At 33.4% G+C, this 23,637-nt stretch carries 20 protein-coding genes and 2 tRNA genes; 15 read left to right on the top strand and 7 right to left on the bottom strand.

Features of this window, described 5'->3' with window-relative positions; all coding sequences use genetic code 11:
- Position 1: 1 nt before the first annotated feature.
- A complete protein-coding gene (locus tag P8J93_05075) occupies positions 2-1,516 on the bottom strand; it encodes a leucyl aminopeptidase (protein MDG2061170.1) in 1,515 nt (504 codons plus the stop codon).
- Between the two features lie 148 nt (positions 1,517-1,664).
- Between P8J93_05075 and lptF the strand changes: the two genes are divergently transcribed.
- Both lptF and P8J93_05065 read left to right on the top strand, forming a co-directional pair.
- Positions 1,665-2,690, top strand: coding sequence for an LPS export ABC transporter permease LptF (gene lptF / locus P8J93_05070; GenBank protein ID MDG2061169.1), 1,026 nt, complete (start codon positions 1,665-1,667; stop codon positions 2,688-2,690).
- The gene (locus tag P8J93_05065; protein MDG2061168.1) at positions 2,690-3,748 is read left to right on the top strand and encodes an LptF/LptG family permease; all 1,059 of its coding nucleotides are present in this window, start codon (positions 2,690-2,692) and stop codon (positions 3,746-3,748) included. Before lptF ends, P8J93_05065 begins: the two co-directional genes overlap by 1 nt.
- Here the strand turns inward: P8J93_05065 and P8J93_05060 are convergent.
- On the bottom strand, positions 3,745-4,164 hold the full coding sequence (locus P8J93_05060; GenBank protein ID MDG2061167.1) for an RDD family protein: 420 nt from the start codon (positions 4,162-4,164) through the stop codon (positions 3,745-3,747). The genes P8J93_05065 and P8J93_05060 overlap by 4 nt on opposite strands.
- Positions 4,165-4,222: 58 nt before the next feature.
- On the opposite strand from P8J93_05060, the gene P8J93_05055 reads away from it, so the two are divergent.
- Positions 4,223-5,707: an oligopeptide:H+ symporter gene (locus tag P8J93_05055; protein ID MDG2061166.1), complete on the top strand. Its 1,485-nt coding sequence runs from the start codon at positions 4,223-4,225 to the stop codon at positions 5,705-5,707.
- A gap of 21 nt (positions 5,708-5,728) precedes the next feature.
- Positions 5,729-6,106 carry a PPOX class F420-dependent oxidoreductase gene (locus P8J93_05050; GenBank protein ID MDG2061165.1) on the top strand — a complete coding sequence of 126 codons (378 nt, stop codon included), beginning with the start codon at positions 5,729-5,731 and terminating at the stop codon, positions 6,104-6,106.
- Here P8J93_05050 and dapE read toward each other — a convergent pair.
- From dapE to map, 5 genes are all read right to left on the bottom strand, one after another.
- A complete protein-coding gene (gene dapE / locus P8J93_05045; GenBank protein ID MDG2061164.1) occupies positions 6,103-7,230 on the bottom strand; it encodes a succinyl-diaminopimelate desuccinylase in 1,128 nt (375 codons plus the stop codon). The two genes, P8J93_05050 and dapE, sit on opposite strands and share 4 nt — an antisense overlap.
- Positions 7,231-7,238: 8 nt before the next feature.
- Complete coding sequence (locus P8J93_05040) at positions 7,239-8,309, bottom strand: tetrahydrodipicolinate N-succinyltransferase N-terminal domain-containing protein (GenBank protein ID MDG2061163.1); 1,071 nt, start codon at positions 8,307-8,309, stop codon at positions 7,239-7,241.
- A 63-nt stretch (positions 8,310-8,372) separates the two neighbouring features.
- Positions 8,373-9,557 carry an aminotransferase class I/II-fold pyridoxal phosphate-dependent enzyme gene (locus P8J93_05035; GenBank protein MDG2061162.1) on the bottom strand — a complete coding sequence of 395 codons (1,185 nt, stop codon included), beginning with the start codon at positions 9,555-9,557 and terminating at the stop codon, positions 8,373-8,375.
- A complete protein-coding gene (gene glnD, locus P8J93_05030; protein MDG2061161.1) occupies positions 9,554-12,184 on the bottom strand; it encodes a [protein-PII] uridylyltransferase in 2,631 nt (876 codons plus the stop codon). Before glnD ends, P8J93_05035 begins: the two co-directional genes overlap by 4 nt.
- 7 nt (positions 12,185-12,191) lie before the next feature.
- Positions 12,192-12,953 (bottom strand): type I methionyl aminopeptidase, encoded by a 762-nt coding sequence (map, locus tag P8J93_05025; GenBank protein ID MDG2061160.1) that lies wholly within the window; start codon positions 12,951-12,953, stop codon positions 12,192-12,194.
- A gap of 164 nt (positions 12,954-13,117) precedes the next feature.
- Here map and carA point away from each other — a divergent pair, with 164 nt between their 5' ends.
- From carA to rimP, 11 genes are all read left to right on the top strand, one after another.
- Positions 13,118-14,236, top strand: coding sequence for a glutamine-hydrolyzing carbamoyl-phosphate synthase small subunit (gene carA, locus P8J93_05020; GenBank protein MDG2061159.1), 1,119 nt, complete (start codon positions 13,118-13,120; stop codon positions 14,234-14,236).
- A complete protein-coding gene (gene carB, locus P8J93_05015) occupies positions 14,229-17,447 on the top strand; it encodes a carbamoyl-phosphate synthase large subunit (protein ID MDG2061158.1) in 3,219 nt (1,072 codons plus the stop codon). The genes carA and carB overlap by 8 nt, the downstream gene beginning before the upstream one ends.
- Before the next feature lie 14 nt (positions 17,448-17,461).
- Positions 17,462-17,938 carry a transcription elongation factor GreA gene (gene greA, locus P8J93_05010; protein MDG2061157.1) on the top strand — a complete coding sequence of 159 codons (477 nt, stop codon included), beginning with the start codon at positions 17,462-17,464 and terminating at the stop codon, positions 17,936-17,938.
- 2 nt (positions 17,939-17,940) lie between these two features.
- Complete coding sequence (locus P8J93_05005; protein ID MDG2061156.1) at positions 17,941-18,537, top strand: RlmE family RNA methyltransferase; 597 nt, start codon at positions 17,941-17,943, stop codon at positions 18,535-18,537.
- A 13-nt stretch (positions 18,538-18,550) separates the two neighbouring features.
- Positions 18,551-20,452, top strand: a complete 1,902-nt coding sequence (gene ftsH / locus P8J93_05000; protein MDG2061155.1) for an ATP-dependent zinc metalloprotease FtsH — start codon at positions 18,551-18,553, stop codon at positions 20,450-20,452.
- A gap of 19 nt (positions 20,453-20,471) precedes the next feature.
- Positions 20,472-21,839 (top strand): phosphoglucosamine mutase, encoded by a 1,368-nt coding sequence (glmM, locus tag P8J93_04995; protein ID MDG2061154.1) that lies wholly within the window; start codon positions 20,472-20,474, stop codon positions 21,837-21,839.
- 4 nt (positions 21,840-21,843) lie between these two features.
- Positions 21,844-22,593 carry a triose-phosphate isomerase gene (gene tpiA, locus P8J93_04990; GenBank protein MDG2061153.1) on the top strand — a complete coding sequence of 250 codons (750 nt, stop codon included), beginning with the start codon at positions 21,844-21,846 and terminating at the stop codon, positions 22,591-22,593.
- Entirely contained in the window at positions 22,593-22,910 is a 318-nt protein-coding gene (secG, locus tag P8J93_04985; protein MDG2061152.1) for a preprotein translocase subunit SecG, read from the top strand. The genes tpiA and secG overlap by 1 nt, the downstream gene beginning before the upstream one ends.
- Before the next feature lie 8 nt (positions 22,911-22,918).
- Positions 22,919-23,004 (top strand) — tRNA-Leu (locus P8J93_04980).
- Between the two features lie 60 nt (positions 23,005-23,064).
- A tRNA-Met gene (locus P8J93_04975) sits at positions 23,065-23,141 on the top strand.
- Between the two features lie 43 nt (positions 23,142-23,184).
- Positions 23,185-23,631, top strand: a complete 447-nt coding sequence (gene rimP / locus P8J93_04970) for a ribosome maturation factor RimP (GenBank protein ID MDG2061151.1) — start codon at positions 23,185-23,187, stop codon at positions 23,629-23,631.
- The last annotated feature ends 6 nt before the right edge of the window (positions 23,632-23,637 follow it).

Here is a 23,637-nt window from a genome sequence, read left to right as displayed (position 1 = left end):
TTTAACTTAGTTGATTCAATAGGTATTCAGTTAATAAAGGTACAGGTCTTCCAGTAGCTCCTTTCATCTTTCCTTGAACCCATGCAGTTCCCGCTATATCTAAATGAGCCCAAATATACTTTTCACTGAAACGAGATAAGAAACAGGCAGCAGTTATAGTTCCAGCTCTTCCTCCTATATTGGCTATATCAGCAAAATTACTTTCTATGTCCTTTTGATATTCATCCCATAAAGGAAGTTGCCAAGCTCTATCTCCTGATTTTTTTCCTGAATTAAGAATCTCTTGTGCCAAGTTATCATCATTTGAAAGAACTGCTGAAGTATAGTTACCTAAGGCAACTACACAAGCGCCTGTTAAAGTTGCTATATCTATGACCGTTTTTGGATTAAATCTTTTTACGTAAGTAAGAGCATCTGCTAATACCAATCTTCCTTCGGCATCAGTGTTAAGGACTTCTACAGTTTTTCCTGATAGGGTCTTTACTACATCTCCAGGTTTGGTAGCCTGGCTACCTGGCATATTTTCAGCAGCAGCAATAACTCCTACGACATTGATGGGAAGTTGCATAGCAGCAATTACTTGAAGTGTACCAATAACGCTTGCAGCTCCACACATGTCATACTTCATTTCATCCATAGCATTTCCAGGTTTCAAGCTAATACCTCCTGTATCAAAAGTGATTCCTTTCCCGACTAAGACAAAAGGAGTTTCTTTCTTTGTGGACCCCTTGTAATTTAAAGTGATAAGTTTAGATTCTTCCTTGCTTCCTTGGCCAACGGACAACAGGCAATGCATACCTAGGGTAGACATTTCTTTTTCCCCAAGAACTTTGCAAGTCAAGTTTTTATATTTCCTTCCAGCTGCCTTAGCTTCTTTAGCCATAAAGCTAGGAGTGCAAACATTACCCGGGAGGTTACCTAAGTCCTTTGCGGTATTCATGCCTTGGCCAGTTATTTGTCCTTTTAAAAGATTCTTTTTCAAATCAGAGATTTTATTTTTTGTTTCTACAAAAGCTACTGTAATTTTTTTTAGTTTTATTTTTTTTGTATTTGATTTGCCTATTTTGGGTTCATAAATATAGCAAATACTCTCTGCTAACATTCCAATTTGATAAGCTATCCATTTATCTTCATGATCTTCTGATTTTAGTTTAGGTAAAACAATATAGGCATTTGACGTGCCACTATATTTTGCTGCGTGAATAGTATTAGAAATGATTTTGATCATTTCTTGAGTATTTTTTTTGTGATCTTTTTTCCCGCATCCAATTAAACTTAGTCTTTCTGAATTGATACCATCTAAACTTGGGATAGAAAATGAAGAGCCAGTTATCCCTTTGTGATCACCTCTTTTCAAAAGCTTGTTAATAAGACCCTTAGAAGCTTTATTTATAACATTTATGAGTCTTCCTGGATCTTTACCTTCATAGCATCCTCCAATGAGTAATCCTGACTTAATTGAGGAAACTTCTGAAATACTCATTGATTTAAAATCTAATATTAGACGTTTTTTCATATCTTTTACTCCTGATATTTTAAAGATTTTGATTTAATATATTGGGTTAATTACTTGCCCTAGTGCATAATTTAATAACTATAACTTATAATTATTTTATTTCGTATAATCAATGCAAACTAAAATATTGAAGACGAAACATAAATAGATGATTTTAAGAAACTATTTAATAAAAAGCATTTTCTCATATACTGCGGCAGTTAGCTTAGTTTTTCTTTTTATTGTCATCACCTCTCGTTCAATTCAATATCTGGAGCAATCAGTTCACGGTGAGATTGATCCAGCATTGGTATTTTGGTTAATTTCCTTTCGTTTGCCAGAGTTTATTCAGCTTATACTTCCGTTTGGATTCTTTTTAGCCATTATTTTATTCTTTGGACAACTTCATTCAAATAATGAAATGGTAATTTTGCACCAATGCGGAATTAGTAAACTTTACCTGTTCCGTCTTGTGATTATTTTATCTATCTTAATTAGTTTGTTTATAGGGTATTTAAGTTTTTGGCTTACTCCAATATCAAATACTTATGCAAATGAAATTAAAACTGACAAAACGTTCGCTGAAAAAATATCTAACTTAGAGCCAGATATTTTTCATGAATTTAATAATAAAGGAGTATTTTTTGCTAAAGAGAAAGATGAAATGTCTTTTAATGAAGTCTTTATAAGATCCTCAGGAAATGATGATATTAAAGAGAGTATTGTTATTTTTTCTAAAAGTGCTTATTTCAATGAAATTAAGAATAATTTTATTCTAGAGGAGGGCACTTCCCTTAGTAAATCAGCTACACAAAAAATAAATTTAAGTTTTGATCAATTAACGATTAATTTTCAGACAGAGGACGATAATTTATCAAATGGAAAGTTAAATACTAAAAATAATGTCAATTTTGATTTACTTAGTGATTGGCAATGGAAAATTTCATTACCTCTTTTTACTTTAATAATTTCTTTTATAGCAATCCCTCTTAGTAAAATTGAGCCTAGACAGAGTAGGTATAGAAAAGTATTTCCAGCTTTACTAATATTTATAATATATTTGAGTTTCTTGATATTAGGAAAAAGTTGGCTTGAACAAGGGAACTTAAATGGTTTTATTAGTTTGGTAGCAACACATCTACTTTTTTTATTTTTTGGGTTTTATTTATTAAAAAGAGAGATTCAGGGCTCGTGATGATTAAAAATTTAATAGGAGATATTATTGAATTGAATATAAGTATGAAAATCCTTCAAGCTTATTTTTTGGTAGCTCTAGCTATCTCTTCTTTAGATTTACTTTTTCTTTTATTAGGTGAATTAGGTGAAATTAATTCTTCATATTTATTTATAGATGCTTTGAAATATTGCATTCAGATAATGCCTTATAGAATCTATGATATGTCTGCTTATTTTTGCCTTGTAGGAACATTAATTGGTTTAGGAGCATTAATAGATCAAGGAGAAATAATGGCTTCAAGAGTCTTGGGGAAAAGTTTCTTTCAAATAATTTTAGCTTCTTTTAGACCAGTCTTGATAATTGTTTTAGTTGGATTAATATCGTCTGAATTATGGATTCCTCAGTTATCACAAAAAGCAGAAGAGGAAAGAGCTATAGCTCGAGATGGCACCAATCTAGATACAGGATATTGGATAAATAAGGAAAGACAGTTTATTCATATTTCTTCAATTCCTAATGAGCAATTTCTAGAGGGTATAACAATTTATGATTTAAATGATAATTATCAACTTAAAGAAATTATTAAGGCAGATTCAGCTAGTTATATTAATAATATATGGCAACTCAAAAATATAAATTTTGATAATCACGAATCTCCAAATTATGATTTGGTTAATAGAAAAGGGGAGTGGAAAGTAGGACCTCAGGAATTTGAGCTTAAACCCATCTTATCGCATAGGTATTTATCCATAAGTGAGTTGCGAGAAAGATTAGAAGTAGAGAAAATAAAGTCGAAGAGAAATCAAGCTTCTTTAGAATTTTGGAAGAAGTTATTACAACCAATTTCAACTTTTAGCCTTTTACTTCTAGCTGCCAGTTTACTTTTTGGGCCAATGCGGGAGAACAAAAGTGGCTTGAGGTTAATTATGGGTATAAGTATTGCCTTGGGATTAGATTTATTACAAAAACTTTTTGGAAGCATGAGTTTAGTTACAGACTTAACAGCTTTCTGGGCTATTTTTACGCCAATATTATTTATACTAATAATATCAAGTTTTAGTCTTAAGAGGCTCTAGCTTAGTTCTTTAATAATATTTGTTTTTGAGATTAGGTCAGACCAAGATCTTTTCTTAGCATCAAAAAAAATATAAAAATATCCTAATCCTAGAAAACCAAAACTTATTAAAGATCCTAGGCATCTCACAATGCATTGTTTTAATTCTAGATTCTCTTCTGAGTTACTAACTAACCTTATTTTCCAAGCTTGCATTCCTATAGTTTGCCCAAAATTATTCATCCAAAAATAGGAATAAAAAACTGGTCCAGTGAATACGATGATTAATAATTGTGCAAAACTTAATAACGACCCAGGTTTGATTGATTCTCCATTTACAACAACGAGAAGCAGTGTTAGTGAAAAAATGATCGCTGCAATTATCATCGTGTCATAAAATAATGAAAAAATTCTTCTAAAAAATCCAACTTCTTTCATATAAAATTTGCTCTAAGGAATATATTAGTTATTCTATTTATAGAATTATATTGAAAATATGAGTAAAAGTACTTCAGATAGCTTAGAAAAAAATTTTTTTGGGCATCCAATTGGGTTAAGAACTTTATTTCTGACTGAAATGTGGGAAAGAATGTCTTACTATGGCATGAGGGCTTTATTGGTTCTTTATATGACTGGGTCAGTGACAGGTTTTAATCCAGGACTGGGATGGTCTCAAATAGATTCTCAGGCTATATATGGAATATATGTTGGTATGGTTTATTTTATGGTTGTTCCAGGAGGCTGGATAGCTGACAATATTTTAGGTCATCAGAAAGCTGTACTAATAGGCGCAATTATCATAGCTTTAGGTCATTTTACTTTAGCAATACCTTTGGATAGTACTTTCTTTTTAGGGTTAATCTTAGTTGTCTTAGGAACTGGATTATTAAAAGGAAATATTTCTACTATTGTTGGTGAACTATATAACAACTTAGATGAAAAAAGAGAAGCGGGTTACACGATTTTCTATATGTCCATCAATATAGGTTCAACTTTAGGTTTCTTAATTTGTTCTTATCTTGGTGAAAAAATTGGATGGCATTGGGGTTTTGGAGCTGCTGGAGTTGGCATGACTTTTGGTGTTTGGCAGTTTATTAAACACCGTGATTTATTAGGAAAAGCTGGAATGAATCCAAATGAAATGAAAGAAGATAAAAGGTTAAAGCTAGCAAACTATATGTATATTTCTTTAATAGGGATGTTTTTAATTATAGGTGCAGGACTATTTGGTTTTATTGCATTTGACCCAAGGTTCTTTGCTGAGTATTTTGCTTACTTCCTCACCATAATAGCAGGCCTCTATTTTATATATCTTTTTTTGCTTGCTGGGTTAGATTCTAATGAAAGAAAGAATCTTATTTTACTGTTTATTTTATTCATAGGGGCTGCTGCATTTTGGGCTGGTTTTGATCAATCTGCAGGTTCATTAAGTATTTTTGCAAGAGACTATACAGATTTATCAATTAGCAACTTTATTATCCCAGTCGGGTGGCTTCAATTTGCCAATCCTATGTTTGTTGTTATTTTTGCTCCAATTTTTGCAGGAATTTGGGCTCATTTAGGCCGTATCAATTTAAATCCAAATTTACCTATAAAGTTTGCCATTGGATTGCTCTTTATGGCACTCAGTTTTGTAGTGATGATTTTTGCGGTTGAAATAGCTTTAAAATCTGCTCCAGTAGCTATGCAATGGCTTATTTTAACTTACTTATTACAAACATGGGGAGAGCTAGCTTTATCTCCTATAGGACTCTCAGCTTTTTCTAAGTATGGTCCAAAGAGATATATGGGGCAAATGTTTGGTTTATGGTTTTTAGCAAGTGCTATAGGAGGAGTCTTAGCTGGTCTTCTGGGTGGTGAGGCTATAGATGCCGGTTTAAGAACTATCTCGCCAGTATTTAATTTTATGATCCAATATTACTTAGTAATTGCATTAGTCTTAATAGTGCTCTCATATTTTATAAAAGCTAAAGAAGATTAAAATTAGTAGGAGTGAAATATTATGATCTCAGACAAAGAAAAGTATCTTAGTTTAAGAACGAAAAAAAGAGATGGATCATATGTGAACACCCCCGTTTGGTTCTCATTTAATGAGGAAACAAATAGTTTTTTTATATTTTCTGCAGGACAAGCTGGAAAGGTTAAAAGAATAAGAAATTTTTCTAATGTAAGGATTGCTTCTTGTGATGTTAGAGGCAGTAATTTAGGTAAATGGGCTAGTGCTTCAGCTCAACTAGTCTCAGGCAAAGATATAGAAGAATTAGGTTATTCTGGATTTGGTCATAAATATGGTTATCAATGGAAATTAATAAATTTCTTTTCTAAATTATCTGGAAAGTTTGATAAAAGACAGTTAATAAAAATAACTCTCAATTCTTAAGTAAGAATTTTCAAAATAATTTTTTCATATATTTCACTAAGAATTTTAAGATCTTTAATGCTTACACACTCATTTATTTTATGAATAGATGCATTTACTGGTCCAAGTTCTACTACTTCGGATCCAGTTGGAGCAATAAACCTTCCGTCTGAAGTCCCACCATCTGTAGTTTCTTTTGGTTTTAAACCCGTAATTTCTTCAATAGAATCTTTGACTGCGTTAATAAGAGTTTGATTCGTTGTTAAGAACGGCAGACCGCTTTCTTTCCAGTCAGTTTTAAAATCTAGAGAATATTTATTTAATATATTCTCTACAGATTGAATAATTTCTTCTGAGGAAGTGGTAGGAGAGAACCTAACATTAATATCAAAAACAAGGTTTCCTGGAATAACATTTGAAGAGCCAGTTCCTGCATTAATATTTGATACCTGAAGAATACTATCTTGAAATTTTCCGGTATTGTCTTTCCATTCAAGCTTTGTAATTTCACTTAGAGCATCAGCAAAAGCATGTATCGGGTTTTTTGCTTTTTGTGGATAAGCAATATGCCCTTGAATTCCTTCGATTATAATTTTGGCACCAATTGATCCTCTTCTCCCAATTTTAATAACATCACCTACTTCAATGTCTGCTGTAGGCTCACCTACGAGACACCAATGAATTTTTTCATTTCTATTTTTTAATTCATTAATTATCTTTTTGACTCCGTTTACAGAAGGACCCTCTTCATCGCTAGTAAGCATTAAACCAATTCGCCCTTTTAAGTTTGGCTCCTTGCTTAATAATGTTTCTATAGCTGTAACGAAAGCCGCAATACTTCCTTTCATATCTGCAGCTCCTCTTCCATATAATAATCCGTCATCTTCTGCCGGAGTAAAAGGATCTTTTTTCCAGTCTTCTAGGGAACCAGGAGGCACAACATCAGTATGCCCTAATAAAACTAATAAAGGACCTTCACTTCCATAGGTTGCCCATAAATTAGAGACTTCACCAAATGGCATTTGTTCTATTTTAAAACCTATATTCTTTAACCGTTTAGCAATTAGGTCTTGGCAGCCTTCATCTAAAGGCGTAATTGAAGCCCTAGAAATTAGTTCTTTAGCTAGTTGTATTGTTGTATCCATAACAATAACTAGTCGTTATTATGGAGTTGATCATTAAGAACAACAGTCTTTTTATTAGGTTTGCACTGAATTGTTCCAGTTAAAGAGTTCCTTATAAATAAAAGGTCAGGTTGGAAGGATAATTCAGAAGCTTTCAAAGTTGAGATCAGATTATTATCTTTATCTAAGAGTTCAACTATTGAACCAGCAGTTAAATATAATCCAGCTTCAATAATACATCTATCTCCTAAAGGTATTCCAAGTCCGGAGTTAGCTCCCAAGAGGCAATCTTCACCAACTGATATTTTTATATCGTTTCCACCTGAAAGAGTTCCCATGGTGCTGCATCCTCCTCCTAAGTCTGAATTATTTCCAACAACCACTCCGGCAGATATTCTGCCTTCTATCATAGCTGGACCGAGGGTTCCTGCATTGAAGTTCACAAAACCTTCATGCATAACAGTTGTCCCTTCACTTAAGTATGCTCCTAGCCTAACTCGGGATGCATCTGCAATTCTAACACCTGGAGGTATAACGTAATCTGTTAGACAAGGGAATTTATCTAATGATCTTATGTATAGGTAATCATATCTCTCTTTTAATTTGCTCTGATTACCTGGATAAACTAGTTCCTCAGGATCCATTGGACCATGATTGGTCCAAGCAACATTAGGTAATGCATTAAAAATTCCATCTAGATTTATAGAATTTGGTTTGGCATGCTTTTGTGACAAGAGATAAAGCTTCAGATAAGCATCCTCTATAGTTCGTATTGGCTCATCCTTTTCTATTAGATTAATTATGCAGACTCTTCCTTCCATATAGTTATCGGGCTTTTCTGAGCCTTCATGATCTATAATGGAACCATCATCAAGATTTCTCCAATACCAATCTTTCATCTCTTCTTCAGAAAAGCTTTTACACTCCTTGTATTGCTCAAGAGTATCATCAAAATGGAAGTGAGATAGATGGCCCACGTCAGTTGGTGGAAATTCTCTTGGTTCATCTTTAAATTGTATTAGTTCATATCGAACATCAAGGATTTCTCCACCAAGACTAGTCGTACAAGTTCCTACAGCAATTACAGGGAAAATATTCATTTGAGTATTATAAGTACTAGAGAGTTATATGGGTATTTTTTGACTCTCTCTTTTAAATTTTTTTTAACCATTCAACATTTCGTTTATTGCTTGGGCAGCAATTTGAATTGTTTTATTATTGTGAACTATGGCTAATCTCACAAAGTTTTTTCCGGGATTTATCTTGTCTTGTTCTACTCCAAGATAACTTCCTGGAAGCACTATAATTCCATGTTTCTTATAGAGGTTCTTTGTGAATAATTTATCAGAATAAGGAGTTTCTAACCAAATATAAAAGGCACCAGGTGGTCTTCTTATTGAACTTCTTGAATCTATAGTGCTTAAAAACATATCAAATTTCTTGTCATAACTTCTTCTATTTGTTGCGACATGGTTTTCATCTTCCCAAGCCCAAGCACTTGCATATTGAGAGGGTAGAGGCATGGCCACTCCATGATATGTTCTATATAAAAGAAATTTTTTAATAGTCAACTCATCTGAAGTTATAAAACCTGATCTTAATCCAGCTAAATTAGACCTTTTAGAGAGGCTATGAAAGGTGGCAATTCGAGAGTAATCTGAACTAAATTCTGATAGCTCTATTGCACTACTTGGAGCGGACTGATTAGAAGGATATAAGTCTGTATAACACTCATCGGAACAGATCATGAAATCATATTTTTTAGCCAAAGATAAAGCATATCTATATTCATCTAGATTCATACAATAGCCCGTTGGATTTGACGGCGAGCATAAGATTAATAATTGGCAGTCTTTCCAGATTTCTTTTGGAACAGATTTTAGATCAGGTTTAAAATTATTTTCTTTATTTGAATTTAAGAAATATGGCTTTGCACCAGCTAATATAGAAGCGCCCTCATATATCTTGTAAACCGGATTAGGCATAACCACAGTTGGGTTTTCTAATTTTGTGTTGACCACATATTGTATAAATGAAAAAAGTCCTTCTCTCGTTCCACTAAGGGGTAATACATTTTTATTAGGATCAGGACTCTTTTTAAGGTCAAAACGTTTTTGGAGGTAAGAGCAGAAAGATTCTCTTAATATGTCTATTCCTTTCATAGTAGGATATTGTGAAAGGGTCGAACCTTTATCTTTTAATATTTGTAAGGCTTCTGAAGGAGGAGCATTTTTTGGTTCTCCGATTGATAGGTTAAAGAGCTCTTTAGAACTAGGTTTTTCATTAGCCAATAATTCATTTAGAAAAAAGAAAGGATATTCAGATAGATTATCTAATTTATGGTTCATTTTGCATCTAGGCTATTTTTAAGGTTCTCAATCAATTTATTAAGTTCTTTTTGTTTTACAAAAGGAGTTCCTTCTGCAGACATAATACAGAATCTGTCTTCCACTCTTTCACCCAAGGTACTAATTCTAGCTCTTACTATTGATGCCTTATGTTCATTTAGTATATTCGTTATAGTCATTAACTTTCCAGGTCCATCTAGAGTATCAATATCTATTTGAGTCCATCTGTTTTTCATATCATGCTTAATTTCTATAACTGTATTTTTTTTAAAATTATGAAGTTTATTTGTAAAGCGTTTAGAGGTTTTTTGTTTTTTAAGTTTTTCAGCATCCAATGATTCGGTAAGTTGCTTTTTGAGTTCATTTATAAGTTTTGAATCATTGTTGATATGGTTCCCGTTTTGGTCGGAGACAGTTATTGAATCTAAGCAATTTCCATCTTTTGTTTCATGTAATTTTGCATCAAATATCTGTAAATTATTTTTGTCTAGAATACTTACTATAGTTCCAAATACATTAGGCCTATCTTTTGTATAGATCATTATTTGCGAAGTTTCTAATTTACTAAGATTAGGATATATTTTTACTTTTACTAAACTTGTTGTTCCTAATTTATTATGTAATTCAGTTGTGTGCCAAACTAATGTACTAGTATCCATATCCTTAAAGTAAGAAGTATAAAAATTTTTCCATATATGTTCTATTTTATTTTTAGACAAAACATCTTTTTTTATCAGTTCATTAGCAGCCTCAAGTTTTATTAATTCACTATAATTTTTTTCATCTATGTTTTTGTGTTTACCTTCTAAGAAATCTCTGGTTTTATAAAATAACTCTCTCAATAAAGTGGCTTTCCAATTGTTCCATAGGGAAGGGTTTGTTGCCGTTATATCAGCAACTGTCAGACAATATAGGTAGTGTAATTTAGTAACATTACCTGTAACTATTGCAAATTGATTTATTATATTAGGGTCAGAAAGATCTTCTTTTTGAGAAGTGGTGGACATTAGTAGATGGTTACTTACTAGCCAAGAAGCTAAAGCTGTTTCATCGGAATTAAGCCCATGCTTTTTGCAAAATTCTTCAACTTTCTTAGCTCCCTCTAGGGAATGATTTTTTCCAGTTCCTTTTCCTAGATCATGAAAAAGGCCGGCTATATATAAGATTTCTAACTTTGGAAGTTCATGAATAATAGAGGAGGCCAAAGGGTATAAATCTTTAGAATTTCCAAGAAATAATCTCCTCATATTTCTTAAAACTTCTATAGTATGAGCATCGACAGTATATATATGAAAAAGATCATATTGCATTTGTCCCATTACTCTTCCAAATTCAGGTAGGTACCTTCCAAGAATACCTAATCTATTCATTTCCTCTAATGCTGTGACCATAAGTCTAGGTGATCTCAGTATTTGCATAAATAAATTTGAGTTTCTTTTATTTTCTCTAAAATTTTTATTTATTAAATGCCTATTTTCTTTTAGCCTTCTAAGTGTATTAGGTCCTATTCCGTCTAAATGGGAATTTTTGCAAAGCTTAAGAAATATCTCTAATAAGACATAGGAACTTTTCTTGATGGAGACATTATCTTTCAGTTCTATTAGATTATATTTTTCTATATATCTTGCATGAATATTACGAAAGTTAGCTCTGCTTTTATACATAATCTTTTCTTTAAAAGATTTGACAACTGTATTATTAATTTCAGAGATGTTAAAAGCCGACTGATAGTACTTTTTCATTAACTTTTCAGCAGCTTCATGCTCAGAAGAAATTTGTGGAAATAATTGACTACCCAAAATTATCTGATTTCCAAACAATAATCTATCTTCTTCTCTACCCGATACCATATGAAGTAGATATCTTATAACCCATATAAAATTCCTTGAATTTATTAATTCTAATCTTTCTGATTTTGTCAGAACTTCTTTTGGTTTTACTAATTTCAGATCAGTCCTGGTCGAGTATTTAAGCATCAGCCAAGAAATAACCTGAATGTCTCTTAAGCCTCCGGGAGAACTTTTAATATTTGGTTCTAGATTGTATTCAGTATTATCAAATTTATTGTGTCTTTCATTTTGCTCTTGTATTTTTGCTTCTAGAAATTTTTTTCCTTTCCACATACTTGAAGAGGTAATTATTTTTTCTAGTGTTTTTTGTATATTTAATTGTCCGTATAGAATCCTAGACTCAAGCATATTAGTAGCAGTACTGAGATCTACAAAGGATTGTTTTTTTGCTTGATTCAATGTTCTTACGCTATGACCTACAGTAAAGCCTTGGTCCCATATTGCTTGAATAACCTTTTCAATTTTTTTTTCTATTTCTTTTTCAATCTCTTTAGTTGAAAGAATCAATAGGTCAATATCTGAGAAAGGATGTAATTCTCTTCTGCCATAACCTCCCACAGCAAATAAACCAATGTTAAGGGCTTCATGTAGATTATTTTTTTTCCATAAATAGCATAAAAATCTATCTAGTGAATCAGATCTTTTCCTTAAAAAATATTTTATCTTATTATTTTTTCTATATTTAGATTTATTAAGCCAATACTTAAACCCTTCATCTATTTCTTTAAGCTCATTTGGAAGATTAAGGTTTGATATTTCTAGTAATTTTGAAACCATAAATGCGTCAAATTATTTCTTCTTCTCTTTTTGTTAAAACTTCGCATCCATTTTTATTTACTAAAAGAGTATGTTCCCACTGGGCAGAATTTCTTCCATCTTTTGTTTCAACAGTCCATCCATCATTCAATAGTTTTGTATGTTTTAAACCTAAATTAATCATTGGCTCTATTGTAAAACACATACCTTCTTCAATTTCCAAGCCGCTTCCTTTATCCCCATAGTGAAGAATTTGTGGATCATCATGATAGACTTGGCCTATTCCATGACCGCAATATTCTTCTACTACAGAATAGTAGTTTTTCTCAGCATGAGCTTGAATTGCATGCCCTATGTCTCCTAAAAAGGCACCAGGTCTTACTGCTTCGATACCTTTGTATAAGCATTCTTGAGTTATTTTTACTAGTCTTTCATTATGAGGAAGAGTTTTTCCTACGAGAAACATTTTAGATGTATCTCCATGCCATCCATCTTTAAGAACTGTAACGTCTATATTAATAATATCTTCATCTTTTAGCTCTCTATCCATTGAAGGTATACCATGACAAATAACTTGATTAATACTGGAACAAATTGTGTGTTTATATCCTCTGTATCCTACATTAGCTGGGATAGCCTCCTGTTCTTCTATTATGAAGTCATAACATAATTTATCTAATGCCCCTGTAGTAATTCCTGGTTTGACATAAGGAGTTATCATTTCAAGAACTTCTGCTGCAAGTTTTCCAGAAATTCTCATTTTATTTATATGTTCTTTTTCTTTAATCATTGATTCAAAAAATGAAGTAATTTAATTTATTTAGATGGACAGATAACTTTACATTTATTATAGTGCTTTTTTAATGCCTATTAGCATTATATACAAGATTACGGACCTAGAATTTCCTTCTAGTCCGTTTTTTTTTGTTTCAGTCAAATTATACTTGCTAGCTGATGAATCAGAATAAGGCCTTACTGGCACTAGAAGATGGATCTGTTTTTTATGGGAAGGGAATAGGAGTTAAAGGCGCTATAAATGGAGAACTAATCTTTAATACTTCTATGACTGGATATCAAGAGGTCCTAACTGATCCTTCCTATACTAATCAGGTCATAATGTTTACTTATCCTCATATTGGTAATACTGGAACCAACAAAGAAGATAAAGAGTCAGAATCAGTTTGGGCTTCAGGTCTAGTTATAAGGGATCTTCCTCTTATAACTAGTAGCTGGAGAAATGAAATGTCTTTGCAATCTTATCTTGAGACAAATGAAATAGTAGCAATTTCAGATGTAGATACGCGTCAGTTAACAAAAATACTTAGAAAAAAAGGTGCTCAATCATGTTCAATATTTTCAGATATTGATATATCTGACAAAGAAGCTATTCAATTTGCTAAAGAATTCAAGGGTATGTCAGGGAAGGATTTAGCTAAAGAAGTAACAACTAGTTCAGTATATTCTTTTGAAAATGATAGCTTAGATATAACATTAAATGACTATAAATATAAGGTTGTAGCCTATGATTTTGGTGTGAAAAAAAATATTTTACGAATATTGAGTGCAAAAGGTTGTGAGGTTATTGTAGTTCCCGCTTCTACTTCTCATGAAGAGGTTTTAAGTATGAGTCCTGATGGAGTATTTCTATCCAATGGCCCTGGAGATCCAGAACCTTGCACCTACGCTATAGAATCAATTAAATCTTTAATAAAGTCAAAAATTCCTATTTTTGGAATTTGTTTAGGGCATCAACTTTTAGGGTTAGCTTTAGGTGCTAAAACAAAAAAAATGAAATTTGGTCATCACGGCTCTAATCATCCAGTTCAAGAGCTTAGTTCAGGAATTGTTTCTATAACGAGCCAGAATCATGGTTTTACACTAGATGATAGTTCTTTACCAAAAGAGGTGAAAGTTACTCATAGATCTTTATTTGATGGCTCTATTCAGGGTATAGAATACCAAAACAGCCCTGCTTTTAGTTTTCAAGGTCATCCCGAAGCAAGCCCTGGACCTAAAGATTTAAATGGATTATTTGAGAAATTTATACAAGAGATGGAAATAAGAAATGCCTAAAAGAAAAGATATTAATTCAGTTTTAATTTTAGGGGCTGGTCCTATAGTTATAGGTCAAGCATGTGAGTTTGATTATTCCGGAGCTCAGGCATGCAAAGCTTTGAAAGAAGAAGGTATAAGAGTTATTTTGATAAATTCAAATCCAGCTACCATCATGACTGATCCTTCAATGGCGGATTCAATCTACATAGAACCTGTTAGATGGCAAACCATAGAAAAGATAATCCAAAAAGAGAAACCTGATGCAATTTTGCCAACTATGGGAGGTCAAACTGCTTTGAATGCAGCTTTAGATCTTCATAAAAATGGTGTTCTGGATAGATATGAAATTAAAATGATAGGAGCGTCTAAAGAAGCAATTGATAAAGCTGAAGATAGAGACTTATTTGCTGCAGCTATGACGAAGATAGGTTTAAAAACTCCAAAGGCAGATTTAGCCCATAATGAAGAAGAGGCAAATAGAATAATAGAAGATATAGGATTCCCTTGCGTTATCAGACCTAATTTTACAATGGGAGGCGCTGGAGGGGGCATCGCCTATAATCTTAATGAATTTCAAGCAATTTGTGCTGGAGGGTTTGAATTATCTCCAACTGGAGAGGTTTACATAGATGAATTCCTAGGGGGGTGGAAAGAATTTGAGATGGAGGTAGTTAGGGATAGGAAGGATAATTGTATTATAGTTTGCAGTATAGAAAATTTAGACCCAATGGGTGTGCATACTGGAGATTCGATCACAGTAGCTCCGGCTCAAACCTTAACTGACAAGGAATATCAAGTGATGAGAGATGCGTCCATGGCTATTCTAAGAGAAATAGGTGTTGAAACAGGAGGTTCCAATGTTCAATTCACTATTAATCCAGAAACTGGCGAATTGCTTGTTATAGAGATGAATCCGAGAGTCTCTAGGTCTTCTGCCTTAGCTTCCAAGGCAACTGGATTTCCTATAGCTAAAGTAGCTGCAAAATTAGCTATAGGTTATACATTAGATGAATTAGATAATGATATAACAGGTGGATCTATTCCAGCTTCATTTGAACCTTCTATAGACTATGTAGTTACTAAAATTCCAAGGTTTAATTTTGAAAAATTTCCTCAAGCAGAGCCAAGGTTAGGAACTCAAATGAAATCGGTAGGCGAGGTTATGGCTATGGGAAGAACTTTTCAGGAGTCTTTGCAGAAAGCAATAAGAGCTTTGGAAATAGACAGGAATGGTTTAGTTGAGCTATTTGATGAAACAAATCATGATGAAGCTTTTTTGAAATTTGAAATTGGATCAGCAAGTCCAGATCGATTATGGTTAGTAGCCGATGCTCTAAGATTTGGAATTTCTGAAGAAGAGGTTTATGAAATTTCTAAGATAGATCCATGGTTTATTGCACAAATCTTAGATTTAGTTTTAGAAGAAAAAAAACTATCTTCAAGAGATTTAAATTTAATTGAAAGAGAAGAATTATTCCATCTTAAAAGGAAGGGATTTTCAGATGCTAGGATTTCTGAAATCTTAGGAGTTGATGAAGAGGACGTAAGAGTTAAAAGGCATGCTCTAGGATTAAGACCTGTTTATAAAAGAGTAGATACTTGTGCTGCAGAATTTGAGTCTCCAACAGCTTATATGTACTCGACTTATGAAATAGAATGCGAGTCTTTACCTACCAAAAATAAAAAAATTATTATTCTTGGAGGTGGCCCAAATAGAATAGGACAAGGTATTGAGTTCGACTATTGTTGTGTTCATGCAGCTTTAGCTTTGAGAGAAGATGGTTATGAAACAATCATGATAAATTGCAATCCCGAGACAGTTTCAACAGATTATGATATTTCAGACAGACTATATTTTGAACCAATAACTTTTGAAGATGTTCTTGAAATCGTAAGGGTTGAGAATCCTTCGGGTGTTATTGTCCAGTATGGAGGGCAGACACCTCTTAAGTTAGCTGTTGAGCTCAAAAAAAATGGGGTTCCAATTATTGGCACTTCTCCAGATGCTATCGATTTAGCTGAAGATAGAGGCAGGTTTCAACAGTTTGTAAAAAAATTAGACTTGAATCAACCCTCGAATGGACTAGCATTCAATAATAAAGAATCTCTAGAAGTTGCCGAGAAAATAGGTTTTCCTATCGTGGTGAGACCTTCATATGTTTTAGGTGGTCGAGCAATGGAAGTTGTTCACAATTTAAAAGATTTAGAACATTATCTAATAGATGCCGTTCAAGCAAGTGAAGATAGCCCAGTTTTGTTAGATAGTTATTTGAATTTAGCCGTTGAATTAGATATAGAGGCTGTTAGTGATGGGGAGAGAGTAATTATAGGTGGCGTTCTCCAACATATAGAACAGGCAGGGATCCATTCAGGAGATTCGGCATGCTCTTTACCCCCTTATAACTTATCGAATGAACTGGTAAGTGAAATAAATAGTATGGTCAAAAAGATAGCTATAGAAATAAAAGCAGTAGGTTTAATTAATGTACAACTTGCGTATCTCAATGATAAACTTTTTTTACTAGAAGTTAATCCAAGAGCTTCCAGAACAATCCCTTTTGTTTCTAAGTGTATAGGGGTTTCATTAGCTAAAATAGGCGCAAGGTGCATGGTAGGTCTATCCCTAGAAGATCAAGGCATAACTTCAGAAATAATACCTAATTTTGTGTCTGTTAAAGAAGCCGTTTTGCCTTTTTCTAGATTTAATAATGTAGATCCTATTTTAGGGCCTGAAATGAAATCAACTGGCGAAGTTATGGGAATAGGAAGATCCTTTGCTGAAGCTTATGAAAAAGCACAAATTTCTTCAGGAGCAACTATTCCTAAGATTGGAACTGTCTTCTTGAGTGTCCGTGATTCAGATCAGAGCCAGATTGGAGATTTAGCAAGAGAGTTTTCTGAATTAGGATTCAATATTATTGCGACAAAAGGTACGGCTGAGAATATTAAAAAAGCGAATATTCCTTACAAACTAGTTAATAAAGTAGCTCAAGGAAGACCTCATATTGTTGACTTAATGAAAAATAGAGAAATAGACATAGTGGTCAATTCAACAGAAGGTAGGCAATCAATTATAGATTCAGCATCTATTAGGAGGACCGCTCTAGAGGAAAAGATATACTGTACTACCACTATGGAAGGTGGAAGAGCGGTCTGCGCTGTTTTGAGGAATAAAGAGGATTGGAGCATTAACTCCATCCAAGAACTTCATGCTAATATAAGTTCTTAAATCTTAAGAATTTTATGTCTAAATTTCCTATGACTCTTGAAGGTGAAGCTAAACTAAGAGAGCAACTTGAACAGCTTAAGTTTGTTGACAGAGTTAACATATCTAATGCAATAGCTTCTGCTAGAGAGTTGGGTGATCTAAAAGAAAATGCTGAATATCACGCAGCAAAAGAGCAACAAGGTCTAGTTGAATCTAAAATAAGAAATATAGAATCTCATTTAGCTGATGCTCAAGTAATAGACATCACAAAAATAGAACCTTCCAACAAAGTAATATTTGGTGTAACAGTAGAATTAGTAGACGTTGATTCGGATGAAGAAGTAATTTATAAAATTGTAGGAGAAGATGAGTCAGAAGTTTCAGAAGGAAAAATATCTGTATTATCTCCTTTATCTAGAGGGTTGATAGGCAAGTCTGTAGGAGAAGAGGTTAGCATTGAAGTACCTAAAGGTAAAAAGACTTACGAAATTCTTTCAGTTAAGCATTTATAACATTGGTTAAGTCTAAGAATAATAAATATAGCAAAGCAGATTCATTTGCTCTAGAAGCAAAAAAAAAAGGTTATAGGTCAAGGTCAGCTTTAAAGCTTATAGAGATTTTAAAAAAAGATGAATTAATTAAAAAAGGTATGCAAATACTGGATTTAGGTTCATATCCTGGTGGCTGGTCACAGGTTGCTTCTGAAATTGTCGGAACATCTGGAAAGGTTTTTTCAGTGGATAGACAGCCTATGAAGCAAATTGATAACACAAAATTCTATCAATTAAGCATGCAAGACTTATTTGAGAATGTTCCATGGGCAGAATTTCAATCTTTTAACCTTGTTTTATCAGATTTAGCACCCAATATAAGTGGTATAAGAGAAAAAGATGATGCTGAGATGATCTCTTTATTGAAAACTGTTTTTAAGATAAATGAGCTGTACTTGAACCAAAAAGGCCATTTAGTAATAAAAGTATTTCAAGGAGAAAGTTTCGATTTTGCAAAAAAATATATAGAATCTAACTTTAATAAAGTAAAAATAAGGAAACCTTCGTCTTCAAGATCTAACTCAAGTGAGACATATCTCTTAGCTTTAGATAAGTTATAATCAGGATTGAATTATGAGTGAATTGGTAAAAAATATTTTGTTTTGGCTCTTTTTGGCTGGGACTATTCTGTCCGTTGTGAGTAATTTTCCTAATGAAGAAGAGGTAAGAGACATTAGTTACTCAGAATTTATATCTCAAGTCGAAAGTGATCAAGTTTTAAGTGTCGAGTTTGGAAGCGATAATTATACTATTAAAGGTATCTCAGTTAATGGCAGCAAGTTTGAGACGGTAAAACCTCCTTATTTACAAGATGATTTGAGTGAAGTTTTGAAAGATCATAGAGTTTCTATAGAAGGACAAAAACCGGATAAACCTTCTTTATGGAAGCAGCTTTTTATAGCTAGCTTTCCCATTTTAATAATCCTGGCAGTTTTTATGTTTTTCATGAGACAAATGCAGGGAGGCATGGGTGGAAAATCAGGACCCATGAGCTTTGGTAAGAGTAAAGCAAAGCTTCTTGAGGGGGGAAAGGTAAAAACAAAATTTGTTGATGTTGCAGGAATTGAAGAGGCTAAAGAGGAAGTTCAAGAGGTTGTAGATTTCCTTAGAGATCCAACTAAATTTCAAAAATTAGGCGGTAAGATTCCGACAGGAATTCTTCTTGTTGGCACTCCTGGAACAGGTAAAACTTTGTTATCAAGAGCAATAGCGGGGGAAGCAGAAGTTCCTTTCTTCAGTATTTCTGGGTCCGATTTTGTAGAAATGTTTGTTGGAGTTGGAGCATCAAGAGTACGAGATATGTTTGAGCAAGCAAAAAAACATTCCCCTTGCATAGTATTCATAGATGAGATCGATGCAGTGGGCAGACATAGAGGGGCAGGATTAGGTGGCGGACATGATGAAAGAGAACAAACGCTTAACCAACTTTTAGTAGAGATGGATGGATTTGAAGAGAATCAAGGTATTATTATTATAGCTGCAACTAATAGGCCAGATGTTTTAGACCCTGCCTTATTGAGACCCGGAAGATTTGATAGACAAGTTGTAGTGCCTTTACCTGATATTAGAGGAAGAGAACAAATTTTAAAAGTTCATATGAAAAAGGTGCCGATTGCAGATACAGTTGATCCTTCAGTGATAGCAAGGGGGACCCCAGGATTTTCAGGAGCTGATCTTGCAAATTTAATAAATGAATCGGCCTTAATGGCAGCACGTGCATCAAAAAAACTTGTTTCTATGGTAGAACTAGAAGCAGCCAAGGATAAAGTAATGATGGGTGCCGAAAGACGATCTATGGTGATGTCTGAAGAGGAGAAGCTAAAAACAGCTTTTCATGAGGCTGGGCATACAATTGTTGGAAGATCTCTAGAGCATCATGACCCAGTTTATAAGGTTTCCATTATTCCCAGAGGTAGAGCCTTGGGGGTGACTGTTTTTCTTCCAGAAGAGGATAAATATAGTCACAGCTCCCAAGGAATTTTAGATAGAATTTGTGGCCTATATGGAGGAAGGATAGCAGAGGAATTAATTTATTCAGATGAAGGAGTTACAACAGGAGCTGCTAATGATATTGAAAGAGCAACTGAATTAGCTAGGAATATGATTACCAAATGGGGGTTTTCTAAAAAATTAGGCCCTTTGAAATTCGATTCTGATTCAGATGAACCTTTCTTAGGAAGGACAGCCGGAAATACTCAACAAACTTTTTCAGAAGCAACAGCAAAAGTTATTGATGAAGAAATTAAAGACATTGTGAAAAATTGTTATTCTAAGGCTAAAAAGATTTTAGAAGAGAACATAGATAAACTTAATACAATGGCTCAGGCTTTAATGGATTACGAAACTCTAGATAGGAATCAAATAGATGACATAATGGCAGGAGCTAAACCTCGGCAATCTGAGTCCTTAGAGGGAGCAGATAATAATGAAGATGAACAGGATCCTACAATTGGAAATCCTGCAGAACAAACTTAAATCTTTTCTTAAGACTTGAATGGAAGTTAAGCAAAAAAATCCAAAAGTCTTAAGTATGGATAGACGTTTTGGTACAGATGGTATAAGAGGTCCCATTGACTCCACAATGAATCCTTTATTCGTAACAAAGCTTGGGTGGGCTGCAGGTAAGGTATTCTTATCTGAAAATATTGATAGGATTTTGATAGGTAAGGATACTAGGATATCGGGGTATATGTTGGAATCTGCTTTACAGGCGGGTTTAATTTCTGCTGGAATGAATGTTACCCTTTTAGGCCCTTTACCTACGCCAGCTGTAGCTCATCTGGCTAAATCTCAGAATAAAATGGGAGTAGTTATAAGTGCCTCTCATAATTCTTTTGAGGACAATGGCATAAAATTTTTTTCAAATGATGGTTATAAAATTTCAAGTAAGTTAGAAAAAAAAATAGAAATTTTATTAACTCAAGAAATTCAAGTTGTTGAAGCATCGACCCTTGGTAAAACTGATAGGCTCAATGATGCTCAAGGTCGGTATATTGAATTTTGTAAATCTTCAGTTCCTGATCTCGATCTTACTGGTTTAAGAATATGTTTAGATTGCGCTAATGGTTCAGCTTATTCTGTTGGCCCTAAAATATTTGAGGAATTAGGCGCTGAAGTCTTTGCCATTGCTGTTGAGCCTGACGGTACAAATATAAACAAAAATTGTGGTTCAACTGATCCTAAGGTATTAATTGAATCTACAAATCAAAATAATTGTGACTTAGGTATGGCATTTGATGGCGATGGAGACAGGATAAATGTAGTTGATAGAAGTGGTAATATTTTAGACGGAGACGATTTACTTTACATCCTTGCATTATCAAAGATTATCAATAATAAAACCTCTAAACCCTCAAAAGGTGTCGTTGGAACTTTAATGACAAATTCAGCTTTAGAGAATATCTTTAAAAAAAATAATATAGATTTTATTAGATCTGATGTTGGTGATAAGTTTGTTCTTGAAGAAATGCTTAACAAAGGGTGGCTTTTGGGAGGAGAGCCTTCTGGACATATAATATGCCTAGAATCTTCAACTACTGGAGATGCTTGCATAGCATCCCTTCAAATACTTTTAGCATTACAGAACTTAAATATGACTTTAGAAGAGTCTCTTTCTTCATTCAAGAAATATCCACAAAAGCTCATAAACCTAAAGGTCACAAATCCTCATAAAGTTATAATGAACCAAAAACTTAGAGCAACGGTCTCTGATTTAGAAAAACGTCTAAAGAATGAAGGCAGGATTCTGCTTAGACCTTCAGGAACAGAACCTCTAATTAGAATAATGGTTGAAGCCAATACACCAGAACTTACTAATGATTCAGCAGATAGGTTGGCCGAAGTTATAAAAAATATAGCTTAGCAAAATGAAGAATTTTCAAATTATTGCCAATTTTAAGATGAACGGATCCTTTGATATGATTTCTTCTTGGCTGGATGAGGTTAGTTTAATGCCAGAAGATCTTCAAAGTAGATGTATTCTTTGTCCTCCTATGTGTTTTTTAAAATCAACTTCTAATATTCTTTACAAAAGAAAACTAGGAATTAACTTGGGCGCTCAAAATGTAGACGCAGATTCTGATGAATCACTGACCGGAGGTGTTTCAGCAGAAATGCTTCTCGATGCTGGATGTCAATATGCTTTGATAGGACATTCTGAGAGAAGAGAAAAAGTAGGAGAAAAAAATGAAGAATTGTCAAAAAAAGTTGCATCAGCTTTAAAGGTTGGTTTAAAAGTTATTTTTTGCATAGGTGAATCTAAAGATGAAAAATTAGAGTCCAAGACTTTTAATGTTCTAGAGTCCCAATTATCCTTTCTGGAACCTTTTAAGATTAAAGATCTTAAAAGTTCTTTATTGATTGCATATGAACCTATTTGGGCAATTGGATCAGGAGATACTGCAGATCCACTTATAATATCTGAAACCCATAATTTTATTAAAAATACTTTATTAAAAATTTTAGATACTAATTCTATTCCAATACTTTACGGAGGCAGTGTTCTGCAAGATAATGCAAAGAGTTTATCTGAATTAAAGGAAGTTGATGGATTACTTGTTGGAGGCGCATCTATCAATCCTAAAGAATTTATTAACATAGTAACAAAAAGTCAATAATGGAAAATTTAATTTTATTTTTTTATATCTTAATCTCAGTTACCCTCATTATTTTGATACTTTTACAACAAGGTAAGGGTTCAGATATAGGAAGCGCTTTTGGGAGCGGTTCCTCAAATACAATGTTTGGGCCGTCTTCTTCTCCAAATCCTCTAACAAAAATAACTGCTTTTTTGGCTTTTATGTTTCTATTGGTTAGCCTTGGGATGACCTGGAATATAAGGCACTCTTCTCAATCGATCCCCATAAATGTCAATGAAGAATCAATTAATGACAAAGAAGAAGTTAATAATTTTCCTGATAAATTACCTGATTAAATATTTCAGCCGAAGTGGTGAAATTGGTAGACACGCTACCTTGAGGGGGTAGTGGGCTTAGCCCGTGGAGGTTCGAATCCTCTCTTCGGCACCAAATAAAAAAAATAACCTTCTTGACCCGCAATCAAGCAATTACTATACTCCTCCGGTTTGTTGCGGGGTGGAGCAGTCTGGTAGCTCGTCGGGCTCATAACCCGAAGGTCGTAGGTTCAAATCCTGCCCCCGCTACCAATAATAAAGCCCTTAGAGGGCTTTTTTTGTTATTTAATAGTTTATGATAGATAAAGTAGAAAAATTAATAGAAGATGATCTTGAAAGATTAGGTTTCAGATTATGGGGATTAGAGACTTCTGGAAATGGAAGATCTAAGACTCTTCGAGTATTTATAGATAGTACTGAAAGTATAAATGTTGAGGATTGTTCTCTAGTTAGTAGACATTTAAGTGCTATGTTAGATGCAAGCGAACTTTTTGAATCTGTTTATAGCTTAGAAGTTTCGTCACCTGGAATAGATAGAACATTATTTAGAAAAGACCAATTTTCTTTATATTTAGGGTCTAATCTTAGAATAAGATATAGGGATGAAGACAATAAATATAAGACTCAAGAAGGTATTCTAGAAAAAGTAAAAGAAGAGAGTATTATCTTAGTTGTAAAAGAAGATATATTAGAAATAAGTTTTAGTGAAATTGAAAAAGCTAATTTGAAGGAAATATTTTAGGATAAG

It is taken from the genome of SAR86 cluster bacterium (assembly GCA_029268615.1).
Taxonomy (GTDB): Bacteria; Pseudomonadota; Gammaproteobacteria; order Magnimaribacterales; family Magnimaribacteraceae; genus JAQWNM01.
This window is presented reverse-complemented; position numbering and strand designations above follow the sequence as displayed.